This is a genomic window from Armatimonadota bacterium (assembly GCA_016125185.1).
GTDB lineage: Bacteria > Armatimonadota > Fimbriimonadia > Fimbriimonadales > Fimbriimonadaceae > Fimbriimonas.
Genome location: WGMG01000006.1, coordinates 276,297 through 297,259, shown reverse-complemented (window position 1 = coordinate 297,259; position 20,963 = coordinate 276,297). Strand labels below are relative to the sequence as shown.

Genomic DNA, 20,963 nt, shown 5'->3' with positions numbered 1-20,963 from the left:
CCGCCGCCATGGCAATGAGTTTCGCGCAGGGCTCCACCAAGACCTCCACGACGAAAACTCCGGCCAAGAAGCCGGCCGTGAAGGCAACCACCAAGACGACGAAGACCACCAAGTCGACGACCAAGTCCAGCAAGACCACGAAGACGACCAAGTCGACGAAGTCCACCAAGGCCACCGCTCACAAGGCGACTGCTCACAAGGCGACCACTAAGACAACTTCCAAGAAATCTTCAACCAAGCCGATGGCAAAGACTGCCACTAAGCCGGCTGCCAAGAAGGCGACGACCGCTCCGAGCGCTCCCAAGAAGTCGCACTAACCTCCTATCTTAACCATTCCTTCGCCCCGGCTTGCCGCAGCCGGGGTCTTTTTTTGCCTGGCCGTTTTGTCCCTTCCTATCCATAGTGAGATTCGTGCTCAGCAGAAAGCCCATGCCCAAAAAGCACAGGTGAGACACTTTTCAGATTTGCTCGCATCCAATGAGCCGCGGGCTACCGGTTTCCTTGAAACCAATTTTGAGCCCTGAAGGGGCGATTGTATCTTAGCCGCACCGCGCCATCTAAGACAGCGGACGCGAAGACCCGACGACCTTCCCAGACTTCAAGGTCAGCGTCAAAGACTGCTCCGGCTTCATGTCCTGCACGAAGTAGGTAATCGTGCCTGAGAATCCGTCCAGCTTCTTCGCTTCCTTCGGCAACAAAACCTCAAAATTTGCCGCCGTTGGATCGGCCACCCGGATATCCGACTTCGCATCCTGCGAATGCACGAAGTCGTAAAGCGACTGCCCAACCTCGACCGTCCCCTTCTCCGAATTGAACAGTCGCTGCCGACCACCGACAAAGTTGAAGATTTGCGGCGACGCTTTTTCGTCTGCCGGAATCACGTAAACCTTGCCCGAAAACACGTTCAACTGATCGTTCGAGACATCATGCAACTTCGGCAGCGTCCGCACATCGCGATCCGCGACATAGTGCCCAGGCCGTACCCGCGCAATCGTATCCACATCCGACCCCAAAACGATCTTGTTCGATGGCGCGGCCACCTTGGCCGGAGCCGCAGTGGTCTTCTTGGTCGTCGAAACCTTCGTCGAGGAAGTCTTCGGGGCGGTAGCCTTCTTCTTCTGCGTCACCGACGTCTTGGGTTTTGCGGGCGGAGTCTTTGGCTTTCCTTTCGCCTGACCGACAACGATGAAAAAAGCAAGAGCGGCAGTCATGATCTCCGTACAGTTTACAGTGGATCAGCTAAACCTAATGCTAGAATTCCACTCCGCAGGCAAAAATTCGCAAAGCATGCCTAATCCAAATAGTCTGTATAATTTCATCTCAGGTTTTATCCATGAAGAGACAGTCGCTAGCCAGAATTGGAGCCATTACGGCATGTCTTGTGGGCGCATTTGCCTGGTATGTCTATCGCACCAAAAACTCCTATAGTGCGAAAGAAGCTGAGTACTACAAGCAATTCCAAAAGGGAACCCTTGGCCCAATTCCTGGACCAAAGCTAGAAGAAGGAGATCCACGCCAACTTCACTACAAACCCATTGACTTGGGAATCGGCGAGATATTGAGTGTTTCCGAGGCTGGCGATATCCTCATGAAATGGTTTGGGAACGAGCCCGTTGGGAAGCCATACAAGGATATCGACGGCTTTGACCGGACTACCGCTGATCTGGCCGCCCCCGTTTACCGTCTACGTAGACGGGATGGCTCAATCAAGGACTTCCTAACCACAGATGTCGTTAAGCTCACTCCAAATGGTCAACTAGTCGTCCTGACAAACTCCAAGGATAATCCCAATATCACGATTGGAGAAAGACAGTTCAAGAACGATGAAGTCCGAAGAGGTGTCTTCGAAAACTCCCAAGGAACCGTGCCGGAAATTCGTGTAACTAATGAAGTCCTGTCCTACTTTGACCGTGGACCACGAGTGTGGAGACTGGACAAGCCCACTGAACAGGTTGCAACCAAGAACTATAGCGTCTCTGGCGGCTCCACGGGAATGGGAACGGTCCTTCGAGAAAACAGTTACTCAGACTCGATCTGGAAAACCGAGAGCCACACTTTTGCCACCTTGGTAAACGGAAGCATCAATCCAATCGAGTTACCTGCTGGTGTAGATGGATCATTTATGGCCCTTTCCCCAAATGCTGCGTACTTTGCTTCCCGAACACTGCCCCAGCCTCCCGTCTACCGATACACCCAGACTGGCCATTTTGAACAAGTCGGCGTTCCTCCAAATGTGATTTCGATAAACGACCTGTCTCCGAACTCGCACGGAGACTATGTGATGGAATACAGTCGCCTTCACCCCTCAAAGCTTGGTCACTTTACAATTCCGTATGACTTTTGCTTAGCGCTGGTCCAAAATGGCAAGTGGTTCGATTTTCAGCCGCTACTCGGACCGTATATCGACCTAAATATTAGGTACCTCGACGATAGAGGCAATATGTACGGGACTCAAAGAAGAAATGGATTTTGGCACGTCGTCATTTTGAGGAAGGGCGAATGAAGATCCGGTACGCAGCCATCATGGCCATCATCCTTGGGGTCGGATGTTCGAAACCCTCTGCAGGGCCGATCCCCACCGACTGTCCGCATTTCACTTTCGAGACAAGCGTAAAGGGCCGTCTCTTTCAAGTGGCTCCCAATGGAGATGTGCTGATTCAATCAGCCGATTTCGCTGGATACCGCGGTAACGAAATGGACGCCAGAGAGGCAAAGTACCCGTCATGGGGAGACCTACAGGGCTATCAAGTTGAAATTCCAAAACTCAAGATACTGTCCAATGGCCAATTGAAGGACTTTCCGGTCAATGGCTTCCTAACCAAGGATAACCAACCCGCCAAGTTTCTCGACAAGCAGGTCATTCAGGCTCCAATTGATGGAAGAAACGTGGTCTTGCGCCCGCTGCGAATCTGCGATACGATGAACCGCTACTACGTTAGCCAATACGGAATCTATACCAACAAAAGCGACAAGCCTGAAATCCACCTCCTCTCGAAGATTGTTCCAGCGGACAGTGTGACCGGTTGCGAGGGATACCTGGCTTACTCTCATCAAGATGAGATGCATGAGTCGGAAGTCGTAAGGATTCATGGTTCAGGCAATCCCGAGATCGTCTACCATGCGCCGGTAGCAGACCCCAAACACGTGTATGAGGACGGTTCTATGATCGTCTCCGAAGGCAATGCGTTCGTCTACCTTGACCCAACCGGAAAGCCGCTACGCTTTGATCATGCATCGTTCGATCTAGTGAGATTTCATCTAGACGGAAAAGCCTGGTTCTTCGGATTTCAACGCGAAAAGAAGTCCGACGACAAAATCTTCAACTATCCCTGCCTGTGGAATGATCTTGGCAACCCGGTGCCACTCATTAAAATATGTCCAAGTCTAGCCAATAAAGTTACAACATTAAAGACGATGTACGAAGGAGCCGTCGATGCAAATGATCGTGGCGATTTGGCCTTCGAAATGGGTGGAGACGAAGAAATAACTGACCGCGACGAGTCACGGTTTGTGTCCACGCGAAGCGTTATTTCGACGTACATACTTCACCTAGCAAAAAACTAGCCTAAAGCGCCGAAAGCAACAGTCGTCGCCACTCTTCCCCGATTCGGCACCACTCGAACCGTGGCTCGTGGACGTACTCCAGCCCAATATCCGATAGCGTCCGGCGCAAGCCGCGATCCAGGTACAGCCGTTCGATCGCCTCGGCAATATCCTCGACCGACACCAAGCCGTCTTCGACCGGCAAAACCTCGGCACGACCAAGCCAATTCTCGCGGCAGGCCGTGTGCCCGGGCACGATCTGCGGCGCACCCGTCGCCGCATGTTCGAACGACACCAAGCCCCACCCCTCCCCGGACGACGTGTTCAGCCCAATGTCGCAGGCGTTATAGATCAGATTCAGTTCCTCGTCGCAGAGTTGCGGCTGTTTCGGATCCATATGCGTCACCACCAGTCGGTCCCGGATTCCCAACTGCTCCGCATAATCCAGAACGTCGATTCCGCAATCCTCCATGCCGGTATGCAGATACAGATAAAGGTCACTGTGCCGTAGCGTCAGCAGGGCGAACGCCTCCATCGTCAGGTCCAGTCGTTTACGAGGACAGTTCCGATTGGCATTCAAGACCATGAAGGAGTCCCAAAGTTCGGGCTGAGAAGGAAAGAGATGCCGTTTAGCTTGCCGCCGAGAACCGCCGAACAAAGGTCGAAAAATCTCGGTATCCACCCCATGCGGAATAATCGCCGCCGGTGGCATCTCCGAGGGACTTTCCCGAAACGCCGACATCGTCACCTCAAGGCCAAATCGCGTGTACAGGACCAGAAGGTCGACACCCTTCATGCCGCGCAAAATCTCGGGATTGATGTCTGGCCACTCGATCGGACAGTAGAAAGCGCAGAATGGCCGCCCGCCCGATTTTGACTGATGCGCCGCAATCGTCTCCCGATGCACGCTCCAAAACGGCGGATCATGGAACAGCAGAACCAAGTCAGGATCAAATTCATCCAAAATTTCCGGCAGTGCCTCGCGGCCAAACACATCGCCCCGAACTTGGCGAGGCAGGACCGGATAGGGGCCTGGCAACGGCTCCTCAATCAAGTTAGGCGAGAAATGCACAACTTCAAACGTGTCGCACAAATGCCCCAAAACCCGTCGGAATACCCGACCGAATCCCGTCGCAAACCCTCCGGGTCCCACCGCTAGCAGCCTCCCTTTCTGGGGGGCCTCCTGCGGGAGTAAGAGTGGACTTGGTGACTCGTGTAGCATTTGTTTCCTCCTTAAAAACTGTAATTCAGCGACAACGGGCCCGCTGTATTCTGATAGGCCTCTTCGCCTTCGCCATACCCCCATCCCGACGACCCGACGAGGATGTAGCTCGCTGGATACGAAACCCAGCTATTGGCATTCCCGACTTGACTACCTGGGTCACAGGTCGTCTCCCACTTCTGCAATTGCCCGTTCGCGCCTAAGTTCAGCATCGTCGAAAGCATGTCGTTGGTGGGCGGCATATTGTTGTCCAGCCCAAAACTCACGATCAGCAGAAACTGCTCGTCGATATTCCCCGTGTTGAGGATGAGCGAGAGCATGTTCGAATACACGTACTGGTACGTATTCCACCAACTGTTCGTGCCCGGATCGTTCCCGACCCCAAAAGCCACGTTTGCAAGGAGCGCAGTCGGATCGGTGACCGGCTTGGTCGAGTTGAAAACCACAACCTGATATCCGGTCGGAGAGTATGGATTATTGGGTGCCGCCAGAGGAGTCCCGTCGATTGTAATCGTGGGCAGCGTAGCGGGAGGAAGCGGCGTCGCATAGTTGATCACCTGCGAAGAAGTCGAAATACTGATCGTTGAACTGCCCATAACCCAATTGCCCGACTTTGACCCTTATCGTCTGGTTTCAAGACTATATCACGTTTGCAAATAAAAGATACGTCAAAACTCCCAACTCTCGTAGCGAAGCGAAGACCCCGATTCATCGGGGCCAACTCCCAACTCCCAACTCCCAACTCCCAACTCCCAACTCCCAACTCCCAACTCCCAACTGAAAGGAGGCTAGCACTCCGCACTCTGTGCTCTGTGCTCTGTGCTCTGTGCCCTCCAAAGGTATCCTCTCCCCGTGCCCATCTATGAGTACCGGTGCCAGGATTGCCAAAACAAATTCTCAACCCTGGTCGGAGTCGTCGCCGGAACCGAAGAAGTGATCTGCCCGAACTGCAAAAGCGCCAAGGTCGCCAAGCTCGTTAGCAAATTTGCTCGCTATCGAAGCGAAGATGACCGCATCGACGCCATCGCCGATCAGTTAGAATTCATGGACGAGCCCGATTCGGGAGCCGAGATGCGCAGCCTCATGCGCGAAATGGGCAAGGCTACCGATGACGACGTAAGCGACGAGATGGAAGCGATGTTCGAAGCCGATATGGAGGGCAAAGGAGACGATGAGTAAACCCCTGGGCAAACTCACCATAGTATGCGGAAGCATGTACGCCGGTAAGAGCGAGGAGCTCATCCGCCTTGCTCGCCGAAGCCTTTATGCCAAGAAGCGGGTCCAAGTATTCAAGCCCAGCGTCGATGACCGTTACCACCAAACCATGGTCGTCTCCCATATGGGCATTCAACACGAGGCTGACACCGCCAAAAACGTCGCCGAGCTCCGAGCCAAGGTCAAAAAAGAAACCCAAGTGCTGCTCATCGAAGAAGTCCAATTCTTTGACAATTCGATTGTCGACCTGTGCGTCGAGATGGCAGACAAAGGCATGGACGTCATCTGCGCCGGCCTCGACCAAGATTTCCGACGCCAACCCTTCGGCCCCATGCCCTTTCTCCTCGCCGTGGCCGACGAGGTCATCAAGCTCCGCGCTATCTGCATGAAGTGCGGTGCAACCGCATCACACACCTATCGAATGGTCGACGGCAAGCCGGCTCACTGGGACGACCCCATCGTCCTCATCGGCGCAACTGAGAGTTACGAAGCCCGTTGCCGCAACTGCTTCGAAATCCGCAAGGGCAAGAAGAAGGCTTAGGCTTCGCCAGTAGGTCTTTGCAAAGCGCATCCCGCCCTGGCGAAGTACAAACCCGGGTGGCATTGGTACCGGTTCCCCCTCGCCCGCGCCACAAGTCTCAAGTGTCTTTCTCCAAATTCTCCGAAGGAAATTTGGAGAGAGTGGCGTTCCGCTAGGTTTCGCGCAGAACGACGAGAGGGGAAAATCCGCAGACAAATTCCGCTGCAAGAAAGTGCTTGGAAAACCCTTACTCAGCCACGCGGACCAGCTTAATCTCAATCTTCTTCATCGACTGCCCTTCGCCGAAACTTGGATTGTCGATCGTCGCCTCAACCTTTTCCGGCGAAAAATCGGCCACCCGCAGATAGAAAGTTCCGGTGGCATCGCCCGTCGCATCCTTCTTGCTCAGCGTCCCCGTCGCCGTTACTTTCAGGCACTCCACGTCACCGACCTTCTCCTTTCCTTCCAGCTTCAGCTTAAGGGTCCCAAAATCGGACTCATGCGTCCACGTATCGCCGACCTTCACCGCTTTGTCGGGGCGAAAGTCGAAGTACTGCTGGAAAACCTGACTGACCGGATCATCTTCGTCCTCATCGTCGTCGCCCGCGTCCTTGATCTTATTGCCATCTTTGTCGTATTTCTCGGTCTTGGGCGCATCGTCGGGGTCAATGACGTGCTCCTCGCCGCCGATCGTAATCTTGCCCCCCAGCACGGTCGTTTCCGCCTCATACGCTCCGTCATCCTCTACCTTCGTGACCTTCGTCTTATCCTTCACGTCGTAAATGAAGTCGCCTTCTTCGGTCGAAGCATGAATCGTGGTCTGGTAGATTTCGACCGTATCCTTCACCGGCTTTTGGCGAAGCGTGTAGGTATCTTCGGCCTGAAATCCGACGAGGGCTGTCGCAAAGACCGCAAGAAAAAGTGGGTGAACAAGTTTCACATTACTATGATGCGTTGATGCCAGGAAAAATTGACAAAATTCAATACTTTGAGGACACAAATTCGGTCCGTTCAAGGTACTGAATCGTCCCGATGTCCGCCGAAGAAACATCGTCCGCGGTCGTCTCTCGGTACATCAGTTGGCCATCCGAGGTCCGATACCAGCTATCTTCCTTAAACGTGCCCGTAATCCCGTTGGTAAAATCGCCTTTTCGAACCACCTCGATGCACTCGCATTTCATAAACTGCTTGGGCTTGCCAACCGTGATCTTGTACTGCGTATAGGCGCTTTTGTCTGTCCACGTTTCCTCTGCCACCACCGTATGCACCTTCAGTGTCCAATGAAGCTCGCTTTCGATGACGGCAATCGGATTTTCTTTCCAGCTCGGGCGGATGTCTTCGTAGTCGAATTGAACCCCATGCGTGTTTAAGTAATAGTTGTAGTACTCACCCTTCATCGACTCCGGGTCGCCGCTGCCTCGCCGAACCGTCCCTTCGATGCAGGTTGCCTGGATGTGCTGGATGCCGTTCTCGTCCACATCGGTGCACTGATGTTCAAACTTGCCATCCGTCACGACTTTAGAATCGCCCGCCTGGATGCTCGTGAGAGTCTGCATCACAAACGAGTCGTCTTCCTTTAAGGGACGCCCCATCGAATACTCCTGGTAAGGAGTGAAAGCCGCAAGAACTAAAAGGCCGAAACTGACCATCGATGAAGAAATCATAACGGATTAAACACAAAAAAAGAGGGCGGCGTTCGCCGTCCTCTTACATTTTTTGAGGATCGAACCTACTTGATTCGCTCCATCGTAAAGTTGCCCGAGATCGGCACTGGAGCGCCAGGCTGAGGAACGTTTTCCCACTTAGCCGAACCCTTTACGACGCTGCAGTCATCTTTAGCGACCCAAACCGTGCCCTCGACCTTTGCCGGGTCGGTGCCTTCGGTTTCGTAAACTTTGTATTCCACCTTGAACGTAGGTGTATCCTGAACGGTCTCTTCGCCCGTGATCGTGTATTCGGCTTTATAGGCCGGAGTCTTCTTCTCCTTGTCCGCCGGAACGTCTCGGTTCCACTTGGAACCAACTTGGACCGCATCGGTTGGAGTCACAAATCCCATCAGGTTCTGAAGACGGTACGTGTCGTCCGTCATCGATTCGCCTCGGATCTCCTTCACCTCGCCGTTCGCCTTCATCACAATGATATTGGCCGGCTGGCTGGGAATGTCGATATCCTGGCCGTTGAAGGTCGCCTTGCCTTCCAAAAGGCCGTCTTCCAGAGTTGCGGTGCCGTCGTCGCCGACCTCTTTCACCTTCGTCTGGTTCACCAATTCGACGGTAACCTGGGTGCCCTGCATCTCAAGGGTTCCCTTGATTCGCACCTTGGAGACTGCGTCCTTCTTGTAAACGTATTTGAGAACCACGCCGTCTGCGGCGTACGCGGCTGCCGCCGCAAGCAGGATCGCGATTCCCCCAACTTTAAGAGCTTTCTTCATGTTTATCACTTACGCCGTTCAGACGTACTATTTCGTCATCATGTACGGCCAAAACCGGGTTCGGTTGCGCCCATACTGAAAATTAGGTCTTCTTGATTATGGAATCAATGGGCAAAATTATGATGATTTTTGGCGGCATTCTCTTGGCCGTTGGATTTCTCTTAACCTTTTCCCAGCGGCTCCCGTTCCGCTTCGGTCGACTCCCCGGCGACATCGCTTATGAAAAGAATGGCGTCGGAATCTTCATCCCCTTCACATCCATGATTCTCCTTTCGATCGTCCTCTCCGTCATTTTCTGGATCGTCTCGAGGTTCAATCGTTGAAGCCCAAGCTGGTCACGTTCGACTGCGCCAACACCCTCATCTGGACCGACTGGCAACCCCACACGTTCGCCGTCCGGTGCGCCCACATGGCGGGTCTCGAACTCCCAGACGGCGCTGCCGATATTTACATGAAACTCTTTGTCCCCAAGCTTCCCGAATTCTGGCGAGTCAATCAGACCCGCTCGTTTGAAAATTGGCGGTCGTTTTGGGTTCGGCAGGTCGCCGATTGGCTCGCCGCTATGAACATGCCCGCGGACAACGCCCTCGAACTCCATCTCGTCGGCGAACAAGAAATATTCGAAACACCGTCCAATACGTTCAAACTCTTCGACGATGCAAAGCCATGTCTCGAACGACTGAAGTCGCATGGATACAAATTGGCGATCCTTTCCAACTGGGATCATTCGCTCCACCGGTGTATCGACGCCCACGGCCTTACCGAATTCTTTGACGCCGTCTTCGCCTCGCTCGAAGAAGGCGTCGAGAAACCCGATGCGGACTTCTTTAACGTCGCTCTGCGGCATTTCGGTGTCGCTCCCACCGATGTCTTCCACGTCGGCGACGATCCGACCGACGATCTCCAAGGTGCCCAGGATCTCGGCATTTCGGCAGCCCTGCTGGACCGCTCGATCAAAACGATCTCCCGTCCAAAGATCAGTTCGCTTGATCAGATGGAGGAGGCATTCTCCTGGTACGTCTAAGCGATTCTGACTACGATCTACCCGAGGAGTTGATTGCTCAAACCCCACTCGCCGATCGCGCCGCATCCCGCTTGCTCCACCTCGATCCCGAGTCCGGTGAGGTCCACCACCGCATGTTTCGCGACGTCGTCGATATCCTTCAACCCGGCGACGTTCTCGTCCTCAACGACACTCGGGTCAATGCCTGGCGCTTCCACGGCCGCAAGGAAACCGGCGGTGAAGTGGAAATCCTCGCCCTCAAAGAACTCGAACCTGGCGTCTTCGAAGCTCTCGTCAAACCGGCTCGTCGCCTCAAGCCCGGTGCCAAGTTCACCCTCGGCGAAGGCGTCACCGGCCGAGTTCTTGCTGAAGGCGACGATCCAACTCGCATCGTTAAGTTAGAATCTCAAGGCTCAGACTTATACAAAACACTCTCAAAAATCGGCGAGATGCCTCTCCCGCCCTACATCACCGAGCGCCTCGACGATTCCGAACGCTATCAAACCGTATTCGGTCAGTCGCCCGGCAGTGCCGCCGCACCCACCGCCGGCCTCCACTTTACCGACGAAATTTTGGACCAACTCAAAGCCAAAGGAATTGCTATCGCAACCGTCACGCTGCACGTCGGAATCGACACTTTTCGACCCGTCCAAGTCGAGGACATTTCGCAGCACAAAATGCACGGAGAAGTGTGCGAAATCACGCCCGAGGCTGCTAAAACGATCAATCAAGCCCAAGGACGCGTCATCGCCGTCGGAACAACCGCCGTCCGCACCCTCGAAACTCGTGCCATTTCGTGCCGAAAAGTGCAACCTGGGCGGCAAGAATCGCGCATATTCATCACTCCCGGCTACGAGTTCAAAATCGTCGACGGAATGTTTACCAACTTCCATCTCCCCAAAACGACCATGCTTCTCATGATTTCGGCCCTCGCGTCGAAAAATTCGATTTTTGAGGCCTATCGGCAGGCAATTGAACTCAAATATCGATTTTTAAGCTTTGGCGATTCGATGCTCCTACTCAAAAGTTCTGGTTTTTGATAAAATCAATAGCATATGCCTACGAAGAAAAATTTTGACCCCTTGCAGTACATAGAAAGCGCCTTTTTAGACCGGCCAAGCGAAGCCGCCGAAAAAGACCTTCCCAGCATCAAAAAGTACGTCTCTGGCCAAGTCAAACTACCCCGCGGCAAGTTCCGAAAGACCGAGATGAGTGCCCCCCGTCCTCGCCGCAAGTCCAACCACGTCGTGGCCAACGCCATCGACCCAGAACTGCAGAAAGTATGGGCCAATCTACCCAACAGCGTCACTTTTTTGGCTTCTCTTTACGATGACGGTGTGACCTCTCACTACTACCGAGGCGAATTCAAAGAAACCCGCCAAGAACTGATCAAGCGCCTGCTCGATCCGCAGTTAAGTTTGGAAGAGGTGAGCCGCCTGCTCGGCGTCTGTCCGACCACGGTGCGTCGGTATACCAACCGAGGTTGGCTCCATCACCACCGAACCAAAGGCGGTCAGCGACGGTTTTTGCTCAGCGACGTTGTCCGCTTCGTCGAAAAGCACGGTCGATTCCCTGAAGAGTGACGCAGGCAGTAAACTCCTAGCTGGAGAATGAAGCCGCTACGCATCGCCATCTTCTCGGATAGCGCCCTGCCCGTTCGAAACGGCGTCAGCATTAGCATCAATTCTCTCGTTCAGGAGTTGCGAAACCAGGGCCACAGCGTCCACATTTTCGCGCCTCGCTTTCCCGGACATCAGGAAACAGACCCCAATACCATCCGCTTTCGCGCGATGGATACGCCTTGGAGTAAGGGGCATCCCATCGCCTACCCTCCCTTTTGGAGGAAACTTCGTCGGTTTCGAAAGCACGAATTCGATGTCATCCATACCCATACGCCTTTCATCGTCGGGTTCGTGGGGCTCCGCTGGGCCGAATCCCACGAGATTCCCATCGTTTCGACCTATCACACGCTTTACGACCGATATGCACACTACATGTCGGCCTTTCCCCGCCGATACATCCGCTTCCGCGTTGCCAAGCACACTAACTTCTATTACAACAGCGTCGACCAAGTCATCACGCCAACCGAGGTTTCCCGCCGCTGGCTCCTTCGGCACGGTGTCGAGAGGCCGATCACAGTCATCCCCACCGGCGTTCCCAAGCCACAATTAATCCCGCGCGCCGAAGCACGACAACAACTCGAAATCCCGCCCGACCAGCGGATTCTGCTCTACGTCGGCCGCCTCGCCAAAGAAAAGAATCTCAGCACCCTCTTGGGCATGGCCAAAATCGTCACCGATAATGAGCCCCGAACCCGCCTTTGGCTCGTCGGCGATGGGCCCTATCGCGAGGAATGCCTCGCCCTGGCCTCGAAACACGGCATTGGAGACAAGGTTCGCTTCGTTGGCTCGGTCCCTCGATATGACGTCGATCGCTACTATGCCGCCGCCGACTTGTTCACTTTTGCCAGCGTGACCGAGACGCAAGGTCTCGTTCTTAACGAAGCCATGCAGTACGGCATTCCCGCCGTAGTCGTGGACGGAGGCGGTGCCTCCGAAGCGATTGTTCCTGGCGAAAACGGTTTTGCGACCAAAAATGATGAAGCAAGTCTTGCCGAATCCGTGTTGAGTGTTTTGGAAAGCGATGAACTCTACACACGCCTTTGCGCTGGAGCCGAGCGAACCGCTAAACTCAATACGACCGAAGCGATGTGTAACCGAGTCCTCGAGGTGTACAACTTAGCAATTGACCAAGGAAGGGCACGCCATGAATCTGAGCCAAGAAGCCTTATATCCTAGGCCCGAAAGCGCGGGCCCCGAGAGCCGGGGCACTGGCTACCGTGACTTCGCCATCATCGTCGCGCTACTCGCGGCGCTTCGCATGGCGCTCCCGTTCATTCCGTTCCCAAACGCCATCCTTCCCTTCCTCAACTTCCTTCTCCTCATCGGCGTCTTCCTGGGAACGATCTTCGCGATCTATCGGGCAATGTCCGAGAAGCCTAACCCTCAACTCGCGATTCTCATCCTCCTGGTTGGCGTCTTTCTTCAGGTCGCCGCCATCTCGCTGGCCAACAACATTTTTGGTGGAAAGGGGTTCACGTCCATCCTGTTCCTCGCAATCGCCCAAACCGGGCTGATGATTTGGTGTATCGGTCTTGGTGCGCTTATTTCCAGTCTGCTACGCGAGAAGAACATCCTCATCCCCGTCGCGATCTTCCTCGTTGGGTTCGATATTTTTCTCGTTCTCACGCCGGTCGGCGTCACTCAAAAGCTCATGAAAAGCCACCCCGGCTTACTTCAGCAAGCAGGCATGGCGATTCCAAGGGCCACCTCGCAGCATCACAACGTCTCCAACGCATCGCCCGCCACGGCCGCCCTGGTCGGGCCAGCAGATTTGGTCTTTCTCGGAGCCTTTTTTCTGGCGATGTATCGGTTCGGCATGCGCCCCAAAGAGACGATGAAGATCATGATCCCGGTTCTAATCGGCTACATGATTCTCGTCTTGGCGACCGGGTGGGCGTTACCAGCCCTCGTACCCATCGGCTTGGTGACCTTGCTCGTCAACCGCCGCGAATTCAACCTCAGCAAGGATGAAAAGGCGTCGACGATCGTGCTTACCCTACTCGTCATCGGCGGCCTGATCTTTAGTGCGACAAGGAAGCCAGCGCCGCCAACTGAGCCTTTGCCGTCGGAGCCTTCTGCAACGTCTTCAGCACCGGCAGGGTTGCCTGCGCCAACCTCTGCCAATCAACCCCAGTCTTCAGGCCAGAACGCTCCGCAAAGTACACCAAATCCTCAGTAGCAAGGTTTCCGCCCGCGCCCTTTGCATAAGGGCATCCGCCGAGGCCAGCCGCGCTGGAATCAAAGGACGTGTAGCCGAGATCGAGTGTGGCCGCCACATTGGCGATCGCCGTTCCGCGCGTGTCGTGGAAGTGCCAAACCACCTTCTCTTTGGGAACTCCGTTGAGTTCATCCGCTAACTTTTGAACTTCGTGAGGAACCCCGACGCCGATGGTATCGCCGAGCGAGACTTCATCGACTCCGATTTCGAACAATCGATCGACCACCTCACGAACCTTTTTGGGTTCGATAAGCCCAGCATAAGGACACTCGAAGATCGTGCTCACGTAGCCGCGAACAAAGCCTTTGAACTCTTGCCGAATCCTCGCAAAGACCTCCAGAGACTCATCGACGGTCATGTTGATGTTCTTCTGAGTGAAGGCATCGCTGGCGGCCGTAAAGAGAGCGATTCGCTCAACGCCAAGCGCCTTCGCTCGCTCCAACCCTCGCTCATTTGGCACCAGAGCCGAATAGATTCCACTTGGCGGAAGCATCGGCCACAGGTCTTCGATGTCGCCCAGTTGAGGAACCCACTTTGGCGAAACGAAACTGCTTACTTCGATTTCAGTGAGTCCCGCGCCGAGGAGATTCCGTACCAGTTCGGCTTTCTGTTCGGTGGGTACCACGACCTTTTCGTTCTGCAGTCCGTCCCGTGGCGAAACTTCGATGATCCGGATATCGCTCATTTTGGTTCGACGACGGCCAAAAGCTCATCGCTGGCGACCTGGGCACCCTTCACCGCCGACAGCTTGGTCAGAACGCCATCGAAGGGTGAAACGAACGGTTGCTGGGTCTTCATGGCCTCTAACACCAGTATCTTTTGCCCTTTGGCAACACTCGCACCGACCTCGACGAGGACATCGACGATTTGGCCAGGCATGGGCGCTCGGTACTCGCCGCTTTTAGCCCCACCCGATGCTTGAGATCGAGCAACGCGGGTTTCAAGGCGAAATTGGTTGCCACGGTAGGAGACGAGGATGGCGTCGCCGTCTCGAACGGCAAGCGCAGAAAAGGAGCCTTGAGTGGTCCGAACTTGAAGGCGGTCGGGCAACTGGGAGACCTCGAAGTTCTCCTCAAATTCGACCGGCTCCCCGTTCAGGAAATATCTCATGGCTTCGTTCTAGAATACGCCTCGGCGGCTCGAACAAACGCGCGGAACAGATTTTGGGTGGCGAAGTCGTCGGGCGTTCGTTCCGGATGCCACTGAACACCGACGAAGAACGATTTGCTTGGGTCTTCGACCGCCTCAATGGTTCCGTCATCGTGCTTGGCCACGACCTCAAGTCCACCTCCAACTCGGTTAATCGCCTGGTGGTGGTAGCTCTTCCCTTCCACCCTGGCCGTTCCCGCAAAACTTGAGAGCTTCGAGGCACCAACCAGTTCATAGGCTTGCATCGTCCCTCCGCTGTGCTCTTCGTGGCTAACGACATCGGGAAGGTGCTGAATCAGGCTTCCGCCACGCTTGACGTTGATGAATTGGCACCCAAAGCAGATTCCCAGCACAGGCATTTCAGGATCGACGAGCCCGTACATTGTGTTCTCCATTTCCCATCGCTTGGGATTCATCGGCTCGACCTTGGGATGATTCTCTTCGCCGAAGTGAGATGCGTCCATGTCCGCCCCACCCGGGATCAACCAACCGTCGATGGCCTTCGCCGCCCACTCCAAATCCGTCATCGGCGTGATGAGGATCGGGTTACCGCCCGCCTCGGCAACCTGATCGGCATAGTTCCAGTTCAGGATCAGCTTGCCATTGGATCGGTCATTGGCGGCGTCGAATTCGGCCTCGATCGTGATGCCGATGAGCGGCTTCACTTGAGGACCTCGGAGATGTTTTCTACGTACTCTTTCACTTTGTTCAAGAATTCAGCGGCGCCAACGCCGTTAGCCAGGCGATGATCGAACGTCATCGTTATATTGACGACTTTTTGAAGTCGGCCGGCTTCGTCAATGTCGCGGAACGTTTCTCCAAGGAAGATCGTCGCCATGCTAGGAGCCACGACGACCGGAATTGCGTCTCGCAGACCGAATGCCTGCATATTGGTGAGCGAAACGGTGACCGCTTCATGAGCCTGGTCTTTGCCGGACCGTGCGAGGTCAATTCGCTCACGCATAGCGGATGCGAACTCCTTCCATCCGAGCGCATCGGCTCCGTCGACTACGGCGATGACTAGTTCGTCACCCGGTAGTGACACGGCGATTCCAAGGGAGACGTTATCGTAGGTGCGAAGCTTGTCGTCGCCCGCCAGCGAGCTGCGAAATGCAGGGTACTCGCTCATTGCCTTCGTCACGGCAAAGGAAAACATGGTGAAGGCGCTCGGCTGGAAATTGCTTCCGCTGGCCTTGAGTCGGGCCCTTTCATCTTCGATCGGACTCCATTTCGCGACGACGGTCATCGTTCCAGGCACGACCAACGAATTAGAGCGAACCATGCGACTATTGAGCACCCGTTGCTTGCCAGGCAGAGCCTTTTCGGTGTATTTGAGTCCGCTCGAGGAGACCTGGCTTGTCGCACCACCCGCAAGGAAGGCGTCGATATCAGCCGGCATGATCTTGGAGCCAGCAAACGGAATCGTCACGAGCGCTTCGGGCGCGATACCCTTCTCCTTTGCATAGGCTCGCGAGCGAGGCGGAATGCCCTGGAGTTTAACGCCACCCGCTGGAGCCTGAACCGTTCGCTGAGTTCGGGTCTGAACCGGTGCAGAAGCACCGTGAGCAGGTGCGGCGGCAACGGCCACCCCTTCGCCGACTTCCATTCGGCCGACTTCCGCACCGATGGCGACGACATCGTCGACCTTCGCAGTCCACTCCACGAGCTTGCCGGCGTAAGGAGATTCGACGTCCATGACGGCCTTGTCGGTCTCCATCTGGTAGATGGGCTCGTCTCGCTTCACATCGTCACCTGGATTCTTTAGAAAGGCTACGATGCGGGCTTCTTGAAGCCCCTCTCCAATCTGCGGAACGAAAAGCGAGGCGACGCCAGATTGAGCGGGTTGAACGGGTGCCGCAGTCACTTCTGGGGCGTCGCCTCCCGTTTCGAACTTCGCAATTTCGGCACCAATTGGCACGATATCGTCGACTTTTGCCGACCAGGAAACGAGGGTTCCTTCGACCGGAGATTCGACGTCCATCACCGCTTTGTCCGTCTCCATTTGGTAGATCGGCTCATCGCGTCGAACCTTATCGCCAGGCTGCTTCAGCAACGCGACGACACGGGCTTCGTGTAGCCCTTCTCCAATTTGGGGGATATTGACGGATACGATCGGCATCTTTGGGTCTCGTGAGATAAGTTTGACATATCCCTTACCCCGTCAATTGGTCCCCCTCCCCCACATCCCGGCGAACCGGAAGCGAAACGGCGTTTAGCAGCCTTTCCGCAGTCTCAAAAACGGAAGAATTCCCAGGCCAAGGACGGTCAATTCCGCAGGTTCGGGGACGGTATTGATCTGCACGGTGAAGTAGCGGTGATCTGAAACATTCCCGTCGGTCCAAACAAAGTGGGCGTTGGGATCGATGTTGGGACGAGAACCCCATGGACTCGTCCCATTCACGCCTTCATCGATAATCGGCGTTGTCGCGCCCCCAAAACCGACCAGGCTAGCCGACCAATTGGAATCTCCACTTAGAGCCGACTGGGTCATGTCATCGAACCAAAACGAGCTGTCGCTCAGTCCCAGTTGGGCGATCAACATCGAAGGTGCTCCAGCTACATCGAAGGCGTCGATGTGCAGATAGTTCGTGGTTCCTGGAGTTAGCGTGAAGTTGCCGGTGTAGGTCACTCCCCAACTGCTTCCACTCACGAATGAGGTGCCGGTCACATTTGGATTCGTGCTGACGTACGCGACAAACGCATCGTCAGCCGATCCAGAAAAATTCAAGTCGGTTGCAGAAGCCATGGAAGCGGCAAGGATCACCCCACCACTCAAAACAATTCGATTCACTTTCATTAGTCAACGGCGGCGATCGCGTCGCCACGCCTCGACGTCAGTTTCCGCTATAGAATTCGTGGCAACTCAAATGGAGGACGATATTCCCAACTTGCACCAGGTTTGGCGAAATCCCCAATCAAGGAACCCAACTTCCTCTTGTATGATATTTCGATGTCCAGCGAATCGCTTGGCGAAGCTCTCCGGTCGGCTCGTTTGAGCCTCGGTCGGAGTGTGCGTCAACAGGCTCGGACGGCGGGAATCGATCATGCCACCTTGTTACGCTGGGAGAAAGACACAACTCGCCCCTCAAGTCGCGTTCTTCGTGAGTTTCTGAATTCCCTGGAGATGGGCCCGACCGGGATCGAATCATTCCTCACGGAGCATGCCTTGTTTGATCGGCGTGCATGGAACGGCGTAGCGATCCGCACCCTTCGACAATCCCATGGATTCTCGCAGGCTCGGCTCGCCGAAGAGATGGGAGTTCAGCAAAGCACCATTTCCAAATGGGAGTCTGGTGTGGCATTGCCGTCGATAGCCCAGATGGAGTCGATGAGAAAGCTCTTGACGGCTCGCGAGCCACTTCACGATCAGCTAGCAACCCTTCGCGCCGAAATTCGGCAGCTTGATGTTGCGGGGTGCTTTGCAAGCTATGACCAATACTGGCGGTCATGCACGACTCAACCAGTTGAATACGGTGAGCTGTGGGGCATCGAACTGACGCACCGAGCCGAGCAGCTGGCCCTCTCCAGCCGCGATGCCAAACGGATACTGGCTTGGATTTATGCTTCTCGGTCCTACTGGTCCTTGGTGCGGGGTCGCAACACCGAAGTCCTTCAACTCGCATCAAATGGCATTCGCATCGGTGGTGAAATCGGATTCGACTTAACCTCGGGGTACTGCTACTGGATTGCGGCACGTGTCTTTTTGACAAGGCGTACCAACCCACTGCAAGACCGGCAGTCCCTTCGGCGGCTGGCGTTGTCAGCCGAGCGGCGGATTCCCGATCACAGTCTTCCCTTTCCTTCACTCGTGCGTTCGGGCTACCTTTTGGAGAGCGGCCAGTACGAAGGGGCCCATCAACTGCTGGTTGACGTTCGAAACCGAACCTTCACACATGTTGACGACGGACAATGCGGTCAGTTTGAGTCTGCCTATTGGCAGGATGTCGTGGATAGCTATCATAAGATGTTTGGGCTACGCTCGCGGGAGTATGCGGATGTTCTCGACCATCATTCCGCGAGCCGGAGCGGCCGTCCGCTTATCGAGCTGCTTTCGCGGACATACGACCTGGCAGCCGTATCCAAACTGTCTCGAAGCGATCTGTCACGCGAATACCGAGAACTTGCCGATACGGCTCGCACCCACCACTTGGAGTTTGCATTCTCGACCATGGAGGCACACCTCCGCCGCATCTCGGGGATCGACCTTGGAGAGCGGTGTCTTTCTTAGCTGATCTTGACGGTACTAACAACAGGGTAATGGTCGCTCGGAAAAGGGATCCCTGTTTCCGAGACGATCACCTGGGTATCACGATAGTTGGTACCTGCTGGCAAGACGATGTGATCGATCCTTTCGCCACCAATGCCTCCGCCAAAATTATGGAAGGTACCGATTTTGTTGGTCGCCGTCACAAGCTCGACCTTTGACGAATTTGACAGCGCCTTCATTTCTGGCCATTCGGGTTCGGCGTTGAAGTCACCGACCAGTATCCACGGAGTTGTGGGCAGACGATTCAGTAGGAGATCGACGCTTTTGCGTCGTGATTCGGCGTGGGCATGGTCGAGGTGGACATTGAGAAATCGGAATCCCTCGGCAAAATCGACCCATGAACAGATGCGCGTGATCTGGTTTCCCCAGGTCATCGATCCGGGCGCTTCGGGTTCGTCGGAAAACCAAAAAGTGCCTGCATCCGCTCGATGGAAGACACCTTTTCTCCACAGAATCGAACAGTGCTCACCTGCGGTTTGGCCGTCGTCTCTCCCGACCGAGTAGCACTCGTATTCGGAAAGCTGGTCCACCAAATAGTCGAGTTGAAAGTCAAAGACTTCTTGAAGACCAAAGACGTCGGGGGATGCTTGGCGAATGGTTTCGGCGGTTTTGTGTTTGCGAAACTCCCAGCCGTTCGGACCATCCTCGGCAAGGCCGTTACGGATGTTGAAGGTCATGACGCGGAGTTCCATCGCCTTATTGTGACGAAAATGTTAAGGGCCGCTCCTGACGAAGCGGCCCGCGTGGTTTCTTTATTTGGTTTATTGAATTGTCAGCTTATTTCCTGGTTCGCTTGCGTCGAAGCAGAGCCAGGGCTCCCAAGCCGAGGGCGCATACCGAAGCCGGTTCGGGAACCGCTTCGAAATTGTAGACGTGATTGTCACCGTTGAAGCCGATCGACAGGTTATCCATCGCGCCTTCGAATGACCCGTTGAATGTACCAATACCGGCGTTAACGCTGATCACGCTGTAGTTTTTGCCACCAAGGACGGTCATCCAGTCGGCGAGCGTTCGCTCGTGGTTGTCTCCCGTACCTGGGTCGTATGCTGTGTTGATGCCGCTGGTGGCGCGCATCCACATACTGCCGGCGTTGGTCAGCAGATCGACGGTGTTCCACTGGTTGTAGTCGAACGTTCCGTAGTGGCTGGGTGTCCAGGCCGTATCGAAGACGAGTTGACCGTATCGTCCGCCACCGTCCGTCGGGCTGTAGAGCTCAAGGCGGAGGATCGGCGACTGGTTGCCGCTATCGGGCGACGACTGCGTGTATAAGTCGGCTCCGAAAGCGGTCATGTCATCGAATTGACCGAGCACTCCGGTGGAGTCTCCGGCGGCGGAGAAGCCGGTGCTCAGTGCGATCTCGGACTTGCCGTTCGCCGTTCCGACCGTGCTGAACCAAGCCGAACCGTTGCCGCTTCGGGGCAGGTTCGTGTTGATACCGACCGTTCCGTTGTTCTTGGTTTCGCGGTACGTGACCTGTTCGGGTCCGCCACCTTGGACGCCATTGACGACCTGGTTGGCCGCCGAGCTACCGGCATTGGTGAAGTAGTCACCAGGAGCGTAGTTATTGCTGTAGACCGTTTGCGCATGGGCAGCGGCAACGCTACCAAGCAAGCCTAGAATAGAAGTAATTTTAGTTGGGTTCTTCATCGTTCCCTCAAACGAAGTGAATTGTAAACCCGTAATTCCTTCAGCTAGGCAATTTGCGTTAATTTCTATCAGAAAACCAGATAAATTACCGGTAAAACCACGCATTACTGCGTAATTTGCAGGCAT

The 20,963-nt window shown here is 55.0% G+C and carries 23 protein-coding genes and 1 pseudogene; 11 read left to right on the top strand and 13 right to left on the bottom strand.

Annotation, left to right across the window (positions count from 1 at the left end):
- Positions 1-191: 191 nt before the first annotated feature.
- Positions 192-278 (top strand): annotated as a pseudogene (locus GC165_09135) (ribosome silencing factor).
- A 279-nt stretch (positions 279-557) separates the two neighbouring features.
- On the opposite strand, the gene GC165_09130 reads toward GC165_09135, so the two are convergent.
- Entirely contained in the window at positions 558-1,211 is a 654-nt protein-coding gene (locus GC165_09130) for a hypothetical protein (GenBank protein MBI1333030.1), read from the bottom strand.
- Between the two features lie 122 nt (positions 1,212-1,333).
- Between GC165_09130 and GC165_09125 the strand changes: the two genes are divergently transcribed.
- Together GC165_09125 and GC165_09120 are read left to right on the top strand one after the other, a co-directional pair.
- Positions 1,334-2,503 (top strand): hypothetical protein, encoded by a 1,170-nt coding sequence (locus GC165_09125; protein MBI1333029.1) that lies wholly within the window; start codon positions 1,334-1,336, stop codon positions 2,501-2,503.
- 20 nt (positions 2,504-2,523) lie between these two features.
- The gene (locus GC165_09120; protein ID MBI1333028.1) at positions 2,524-3,564 is read left to right on the top strand and encodes a hypothetical protein; all 1,041 of its coding nucleotides are present in this window, start codon (positions 2,524-2,526) and stop codon (positions 3,562-3,564) included.
- Between the two features lies 1 nt (position 3,565).
- On the opposite strand, the gene GC165_09115 is transcribed toward GC165_09120, so the two are convergent.
- Positions 3,566-4,696 (bottom strand): hypothetical protein, encoded by a 1,131-nt coding sequence (locus tag GC165_09115; GenBank protein MBI1333027.1) that lies wholly within the window; start codon positions 4,694-4,696, stop codon positions 3,566-3,568.
- 80 nt (positions 4,697-4,776) lie between these two features.
- Positions 4,777-5,361, bottom strand: coding sequence for a hypothetical protein (locus tag GC165_09110; GenBank protein ID MBI1333026.1), 585 nt, complete (start codon positions 5,359-5,361; stop codon positions 4,777-4,779).
- Between the two features lie 214 nt (positions 5,362-5,575).
- Here GC165_09110 and GC165_09105 point away from each other — a divergent pair, with 214 nt between their 5' ends.
- Positions 5,576-5,944 carry a hypothetical protein gene (locus GC165_09105; protein MBI1333025.1) on the top strand — a complete coding sequence of 123 codons (369 nt, stop codon included), beginning with the start codon at positions 5,576-5,578 and terminating at the stop codon, positions 5,942-5,944.
- Positions 5,937-6,521 carry a thymidine kinase gene (locus GC165_09100; protein MBI1333024.1) on the top strand — a complete coding sequence of 195 codons (585 nt, stop codon included), beginning with the start codon at positions 5,937-5,939 and terminating at the stop codon, positions 6,519-6,521. The genes GC165_09105 and GC165_09100 overlap by 8 nt, the downstream gene beginning before the upstream one ends.
- Before the next feature lie 226 nt (positions 6,522-6,747).
- Here the strand turns inward: GC165_09100 and GC165_09095 are convergent, their stop codons facing one another.
- The 3 genes from GC165_09095 to GC165_09085 form a co-directional block, all read right to left on the bottom strand.
- Positions 6,748-7,440 carry a hypothetical protein gene (locus GC165_09095; GenBank protein ID MBI1333023.1) on the bottom strand — a complete coding sequence of 231 codons (693 nt, stop codon included), beginning with the start codon at positions 7,438-7,440 and terminating at the stop codon, positions 6,748-6,750.
- A gap of 40 nt (positions 7,441-7,480) precedes the next feature.
- Positions 7,481-8,164, bottom strand: a complete 684-nt coding sequence (locus GC165_09090; protein MBI1333022.1) for a hypothetical protein — start codon at positions 8,162-8,164, stop codon at positions 7,481-7,483.
- Positions 8,165-8,229: 65 nt separating this feature from the next.
- Positions 8,230-8,931, bottom strand: a complete 702-nt coding sequence (locus GC165_09085; protein ID MBI1333021.1) for a hypothetical protein — start codon at positions 8,929-8,931, stop codon at positions 8,230-8,232.
- Positions 8,932-9,029: 98 nt separating this feature from the next.
- On the opposite strand from GC165_09085, the gene GC165_09080 reads away from it, so the two are divergent.
- Genes GC165_09080 through GC165_09060 form a run of 5 tightly spaced genes read left to right on the top strand, consistent with a single transcriptional unit; the run spans position 9,030 to position 12,732 of the window.
- Positions 9,030-9,254, top strand: a complete 225-nt coding sequence (locus GC165_09080; protein ID MBI1333020.1) for a DUF2905 family protein — start codon at positions 9,030-9,032, stop codon at positions 9,252-9,254.
- Complete coding sequence (locus GC165_09075; protein MBI1333019.1) at positions 9,188-9,955, top strand: HAD-IA family hydrolase; 768 nt, start codon at positions 9,188-9,190, stop codon at positions 9,953-9,955. Before GC165_09080 ends, GC165_09075 begins: the two co-directional genes overlap by 67 nt.
- Entirely contained in the window at positions 9,943-10,974 is a 1,032-nt protein-coding gene (gene queA, locus GC165_09070) for a tRNA preQ1(34) S-adenosylmethionine ribosyltransferase-isomerase QueA (GenBank protein ID MBI1333018.1), read from the top strand. Before GC165_09075 ends, queA begins: the two co-directional genes overlap by 13 nt.
- 15 nt (positions 10,975-10,989) lie before the next feature.
- Positions 10,990-11,517 (top strand): helix-turn-helix domain-containing protein, encoded by a 528-nt coding sequence (locus tag GC165_09065; protein ID MBI1333017.1) that lies wholly within the window; start codon positions 10,990-10,992, stop codon positions 11,515-11,517.
- A gap of 27 nt (positions 11,518-11,544) precedes the next feature.
- Positions 11,545-12,732 carry a glycosyltransferase gene (locus tag GC165_09060; GenBank protein MBI1333016.1) on the top strand — a complete coding sequence of 396 codons (1,188 nt, stop codon included), beginning with the start codon at positions 11,545-11,547 and terminating at the stop codon, positions 12,730-12,732.
- An 845-nt stretch (positions 12,733-13,577) separates the two neighbouring features.
- Here GC165_09060 and GC165_09055 read toward each other — a convergent pair.
- The 5 genes from GC165_09055 to GC165_09035 all read right to left on the bottom strand — a co-directional run bounded on the left by GC165_09055 (position 13,578) and on the right by GC165_09035 (position 17,714).
- Positions 13,578-14,459 (bottom strand): hydroxymethylglutaryl-CoA lyase, encoded by an 882-nt coding sequence (locus GC165_09055; GenBank protein ID MBI1333015.1) that lies wholly within the window; start codon positions 14,457-14,459, stop codon positions 13,578-13,580.
- Complete coding sequence (locus tag GC165_09050) at positions 14,456-14,884, bottom strand: hypothetical protein (protein MBI1333014.1); 429 nt, start codon at positions 14,882-14,884, stop codon at positions 14,456-14,458. The genes GC165_09055 and GC165_09050 overlap by 4 nt, the downstream gene beginning before the upstream one ends.
- Positions 14,881-15,639: a gamma-glutamyl-gamma-aminobutyrate hydrolase family protein gene (locus tag GC165_09045; protein ID MBI1333013.1), complete on the bottom strand. Its 759-nt coding sequence runs from the start codon at positions 15,637-15,639 to the stop codon at positions 14,881-14,883. Before GC165_09045 ends, GC165_09050 begins: the two co-directional genes overlap by 4 nt.
- Positions 15,585-17,042, bottom strand: coding sequence for a hypothetical protein (locus GC165_09040; protein ID MBI1333012.1), 1,458 nt, complete (start codon positions 17,040-17,042; stop codon positions 15,585-15,587). Before GC165_09040 ends, GC165_09045 begins: the two co-directional genes overlap by 55 nt.
- 93 nt (positions 17,043-17,135) lie before the next feature.
- Complete coding sequence (locus GC165_09035) at positions 17,136-17,714, bottom strand: hypothetical protein (protein MBI1333011.1); 579 nt, start codon at positions 17,712-17,714, stop codon at positions 17,136-17,138.
- A gap of 159 nt (positions 17,715-17,873) precedes the next feature.
- Here GC165_09035 and GC165_09030 point away from each other — a divergent pair, with 159 nt between their 5' ends.
- Positions 17,874-19,151 (top strand): helix-turn-helix domain-containing protein, encoded by a 1,278-nt coding sequence (locus tag GC165_09030; GenBank protein ID MBI1333010.1) that lies wholly within the window; start codon positions 17,874-17,876, stop codon positions 19,149-19,151.
- Here GC165_09030 and GC165_09025 read toward each other — a convergent pair.
- Entirely contained in the window at positions 19,148-19,882 is a 735-nt protein-coding gene (locus tag GC165_09025) for a hypothetical protein (GenBank protein ID MBI1333009.1), read from the bottom strand. The genes GC165_09030 and GC165_09025 overlap by 4 nt on opposite strands.
- A gap of 85 nt (positions 19,883-19,967) precedes the next feature.
- Positions 19,968-20,963, bottom strand: coding sequence for a PEP-CTERM sorting domain-containing protein (locus GC165_09020; GenBank protein MBI1333008.1), 996 nt, complete (start codon positions 20,961-20,963; stop codon positions 19,968-19,970).

Coding starts and splice junctions, on each gene's coding strand:
- GC165_09130 (MBI1333030.1), bottom strand. CDS start 1,211: ATGACTGCCGCTCTTGCTTTTTTCATCGTTGTCGGTCAGGCGAAAGGA.
- GC165_09125 (MBI1333029.1), top strand. CDS start 1,334: ATGAAGAGACAGTCGCTAGCCAGAATTGGAGCCATTACGGCATGTCTT.
- GC165_09120 (MBI1333028.1), top strand. CDS start 2,524: ATGGCCATCATCCTTGGGGTCGGATGTTCGAAACCCTCTGCAGGGCCG.
- GC165_09110 (MBI1333026.1), bottom strand. CDS start 5,361: ATGGGCAGTTCAACGATCAGTATTTCGACTTCTTCGCAGGTGATCAAC.
- GC165_09100 (MBI1333024.1), top strand. CDS start 5,937: ATGAGTAAACCCCTGGGCAAACTCACCATAGTATGCGGAAGCATGTAC.
- GC165_09090 (MBI1333022.1), bottom strand. CDS start 8,164: ATGATTTCTTCATCGATGGTCAGTTTCGGCCTTTTAGTTCTTGCGGCT.
- GC165_09085 (MBI1333021.1), bottom strand. CDS start 8,931: ATGAAGAAAGCTCTTAAAGTTGGGGGAATCGCGATCCTGCTTGCGGCG.
- GC165_09080 (MBI1333020.1), top strand. CDS start 9,030: ATGGAATCAATGGGCAAAATTATGATGATTTTTGGCGGCATTCTCTTG.
- GC165_09065 (MBI1333017.1), top strand. CDS start 10,990: ATGCCTACGAAGAAAAATTTTGACCCCTTGCAGTACATAGAAAGCGCC.
- GC165_09060 (MBI1333016.1), top strand. CDS start 11,545: ATGAAGCCGCTACGCATCGCCATCTTCTCGGATAGCGCCCTGCCCGTT.
- GC165_09055 (MBI1333015.1), bottom strand. CDS start 14,459: ATGAGCGATATCCGGATCATCGAAGTTTCGCCACGGGACGGACTGCAG.
- GC165_09050 (MBI1333014.1), bottom strand. CDS start 14,884: ATGAGATATTTCCTGAACGGGGAGCCGGTCGAATTTGAGGAGAACTTC.
- GC165_09040 (MBI1333012.1), bottom strand. CDS start 17,042: ATGCCGATCGTATCCGTCAATATCCCCCAAATTGGAGAAGGGCTACAC.
- GC165_09030 (MBI1333010.1), top strand. CDS start 17,874: ATGTCCAGCGAATCGCTTGGCGAAGCTCTCCGGTCGGCTCGTTTGAGC.
- GC165_09025 (MBI1333009.1), bottom strand. CDS start 19,882: ATGGAACTCCGCGTCATGACCTTCAACATCCGTAACGGCCTTGCCGAG.
- GC165_09020 (MBI1333008.1), bottom strand. CDS start 20,963: ATGCCTGCAAATTACGCAGTAATGCGTGGTTTTACCGGTAATTTATCT.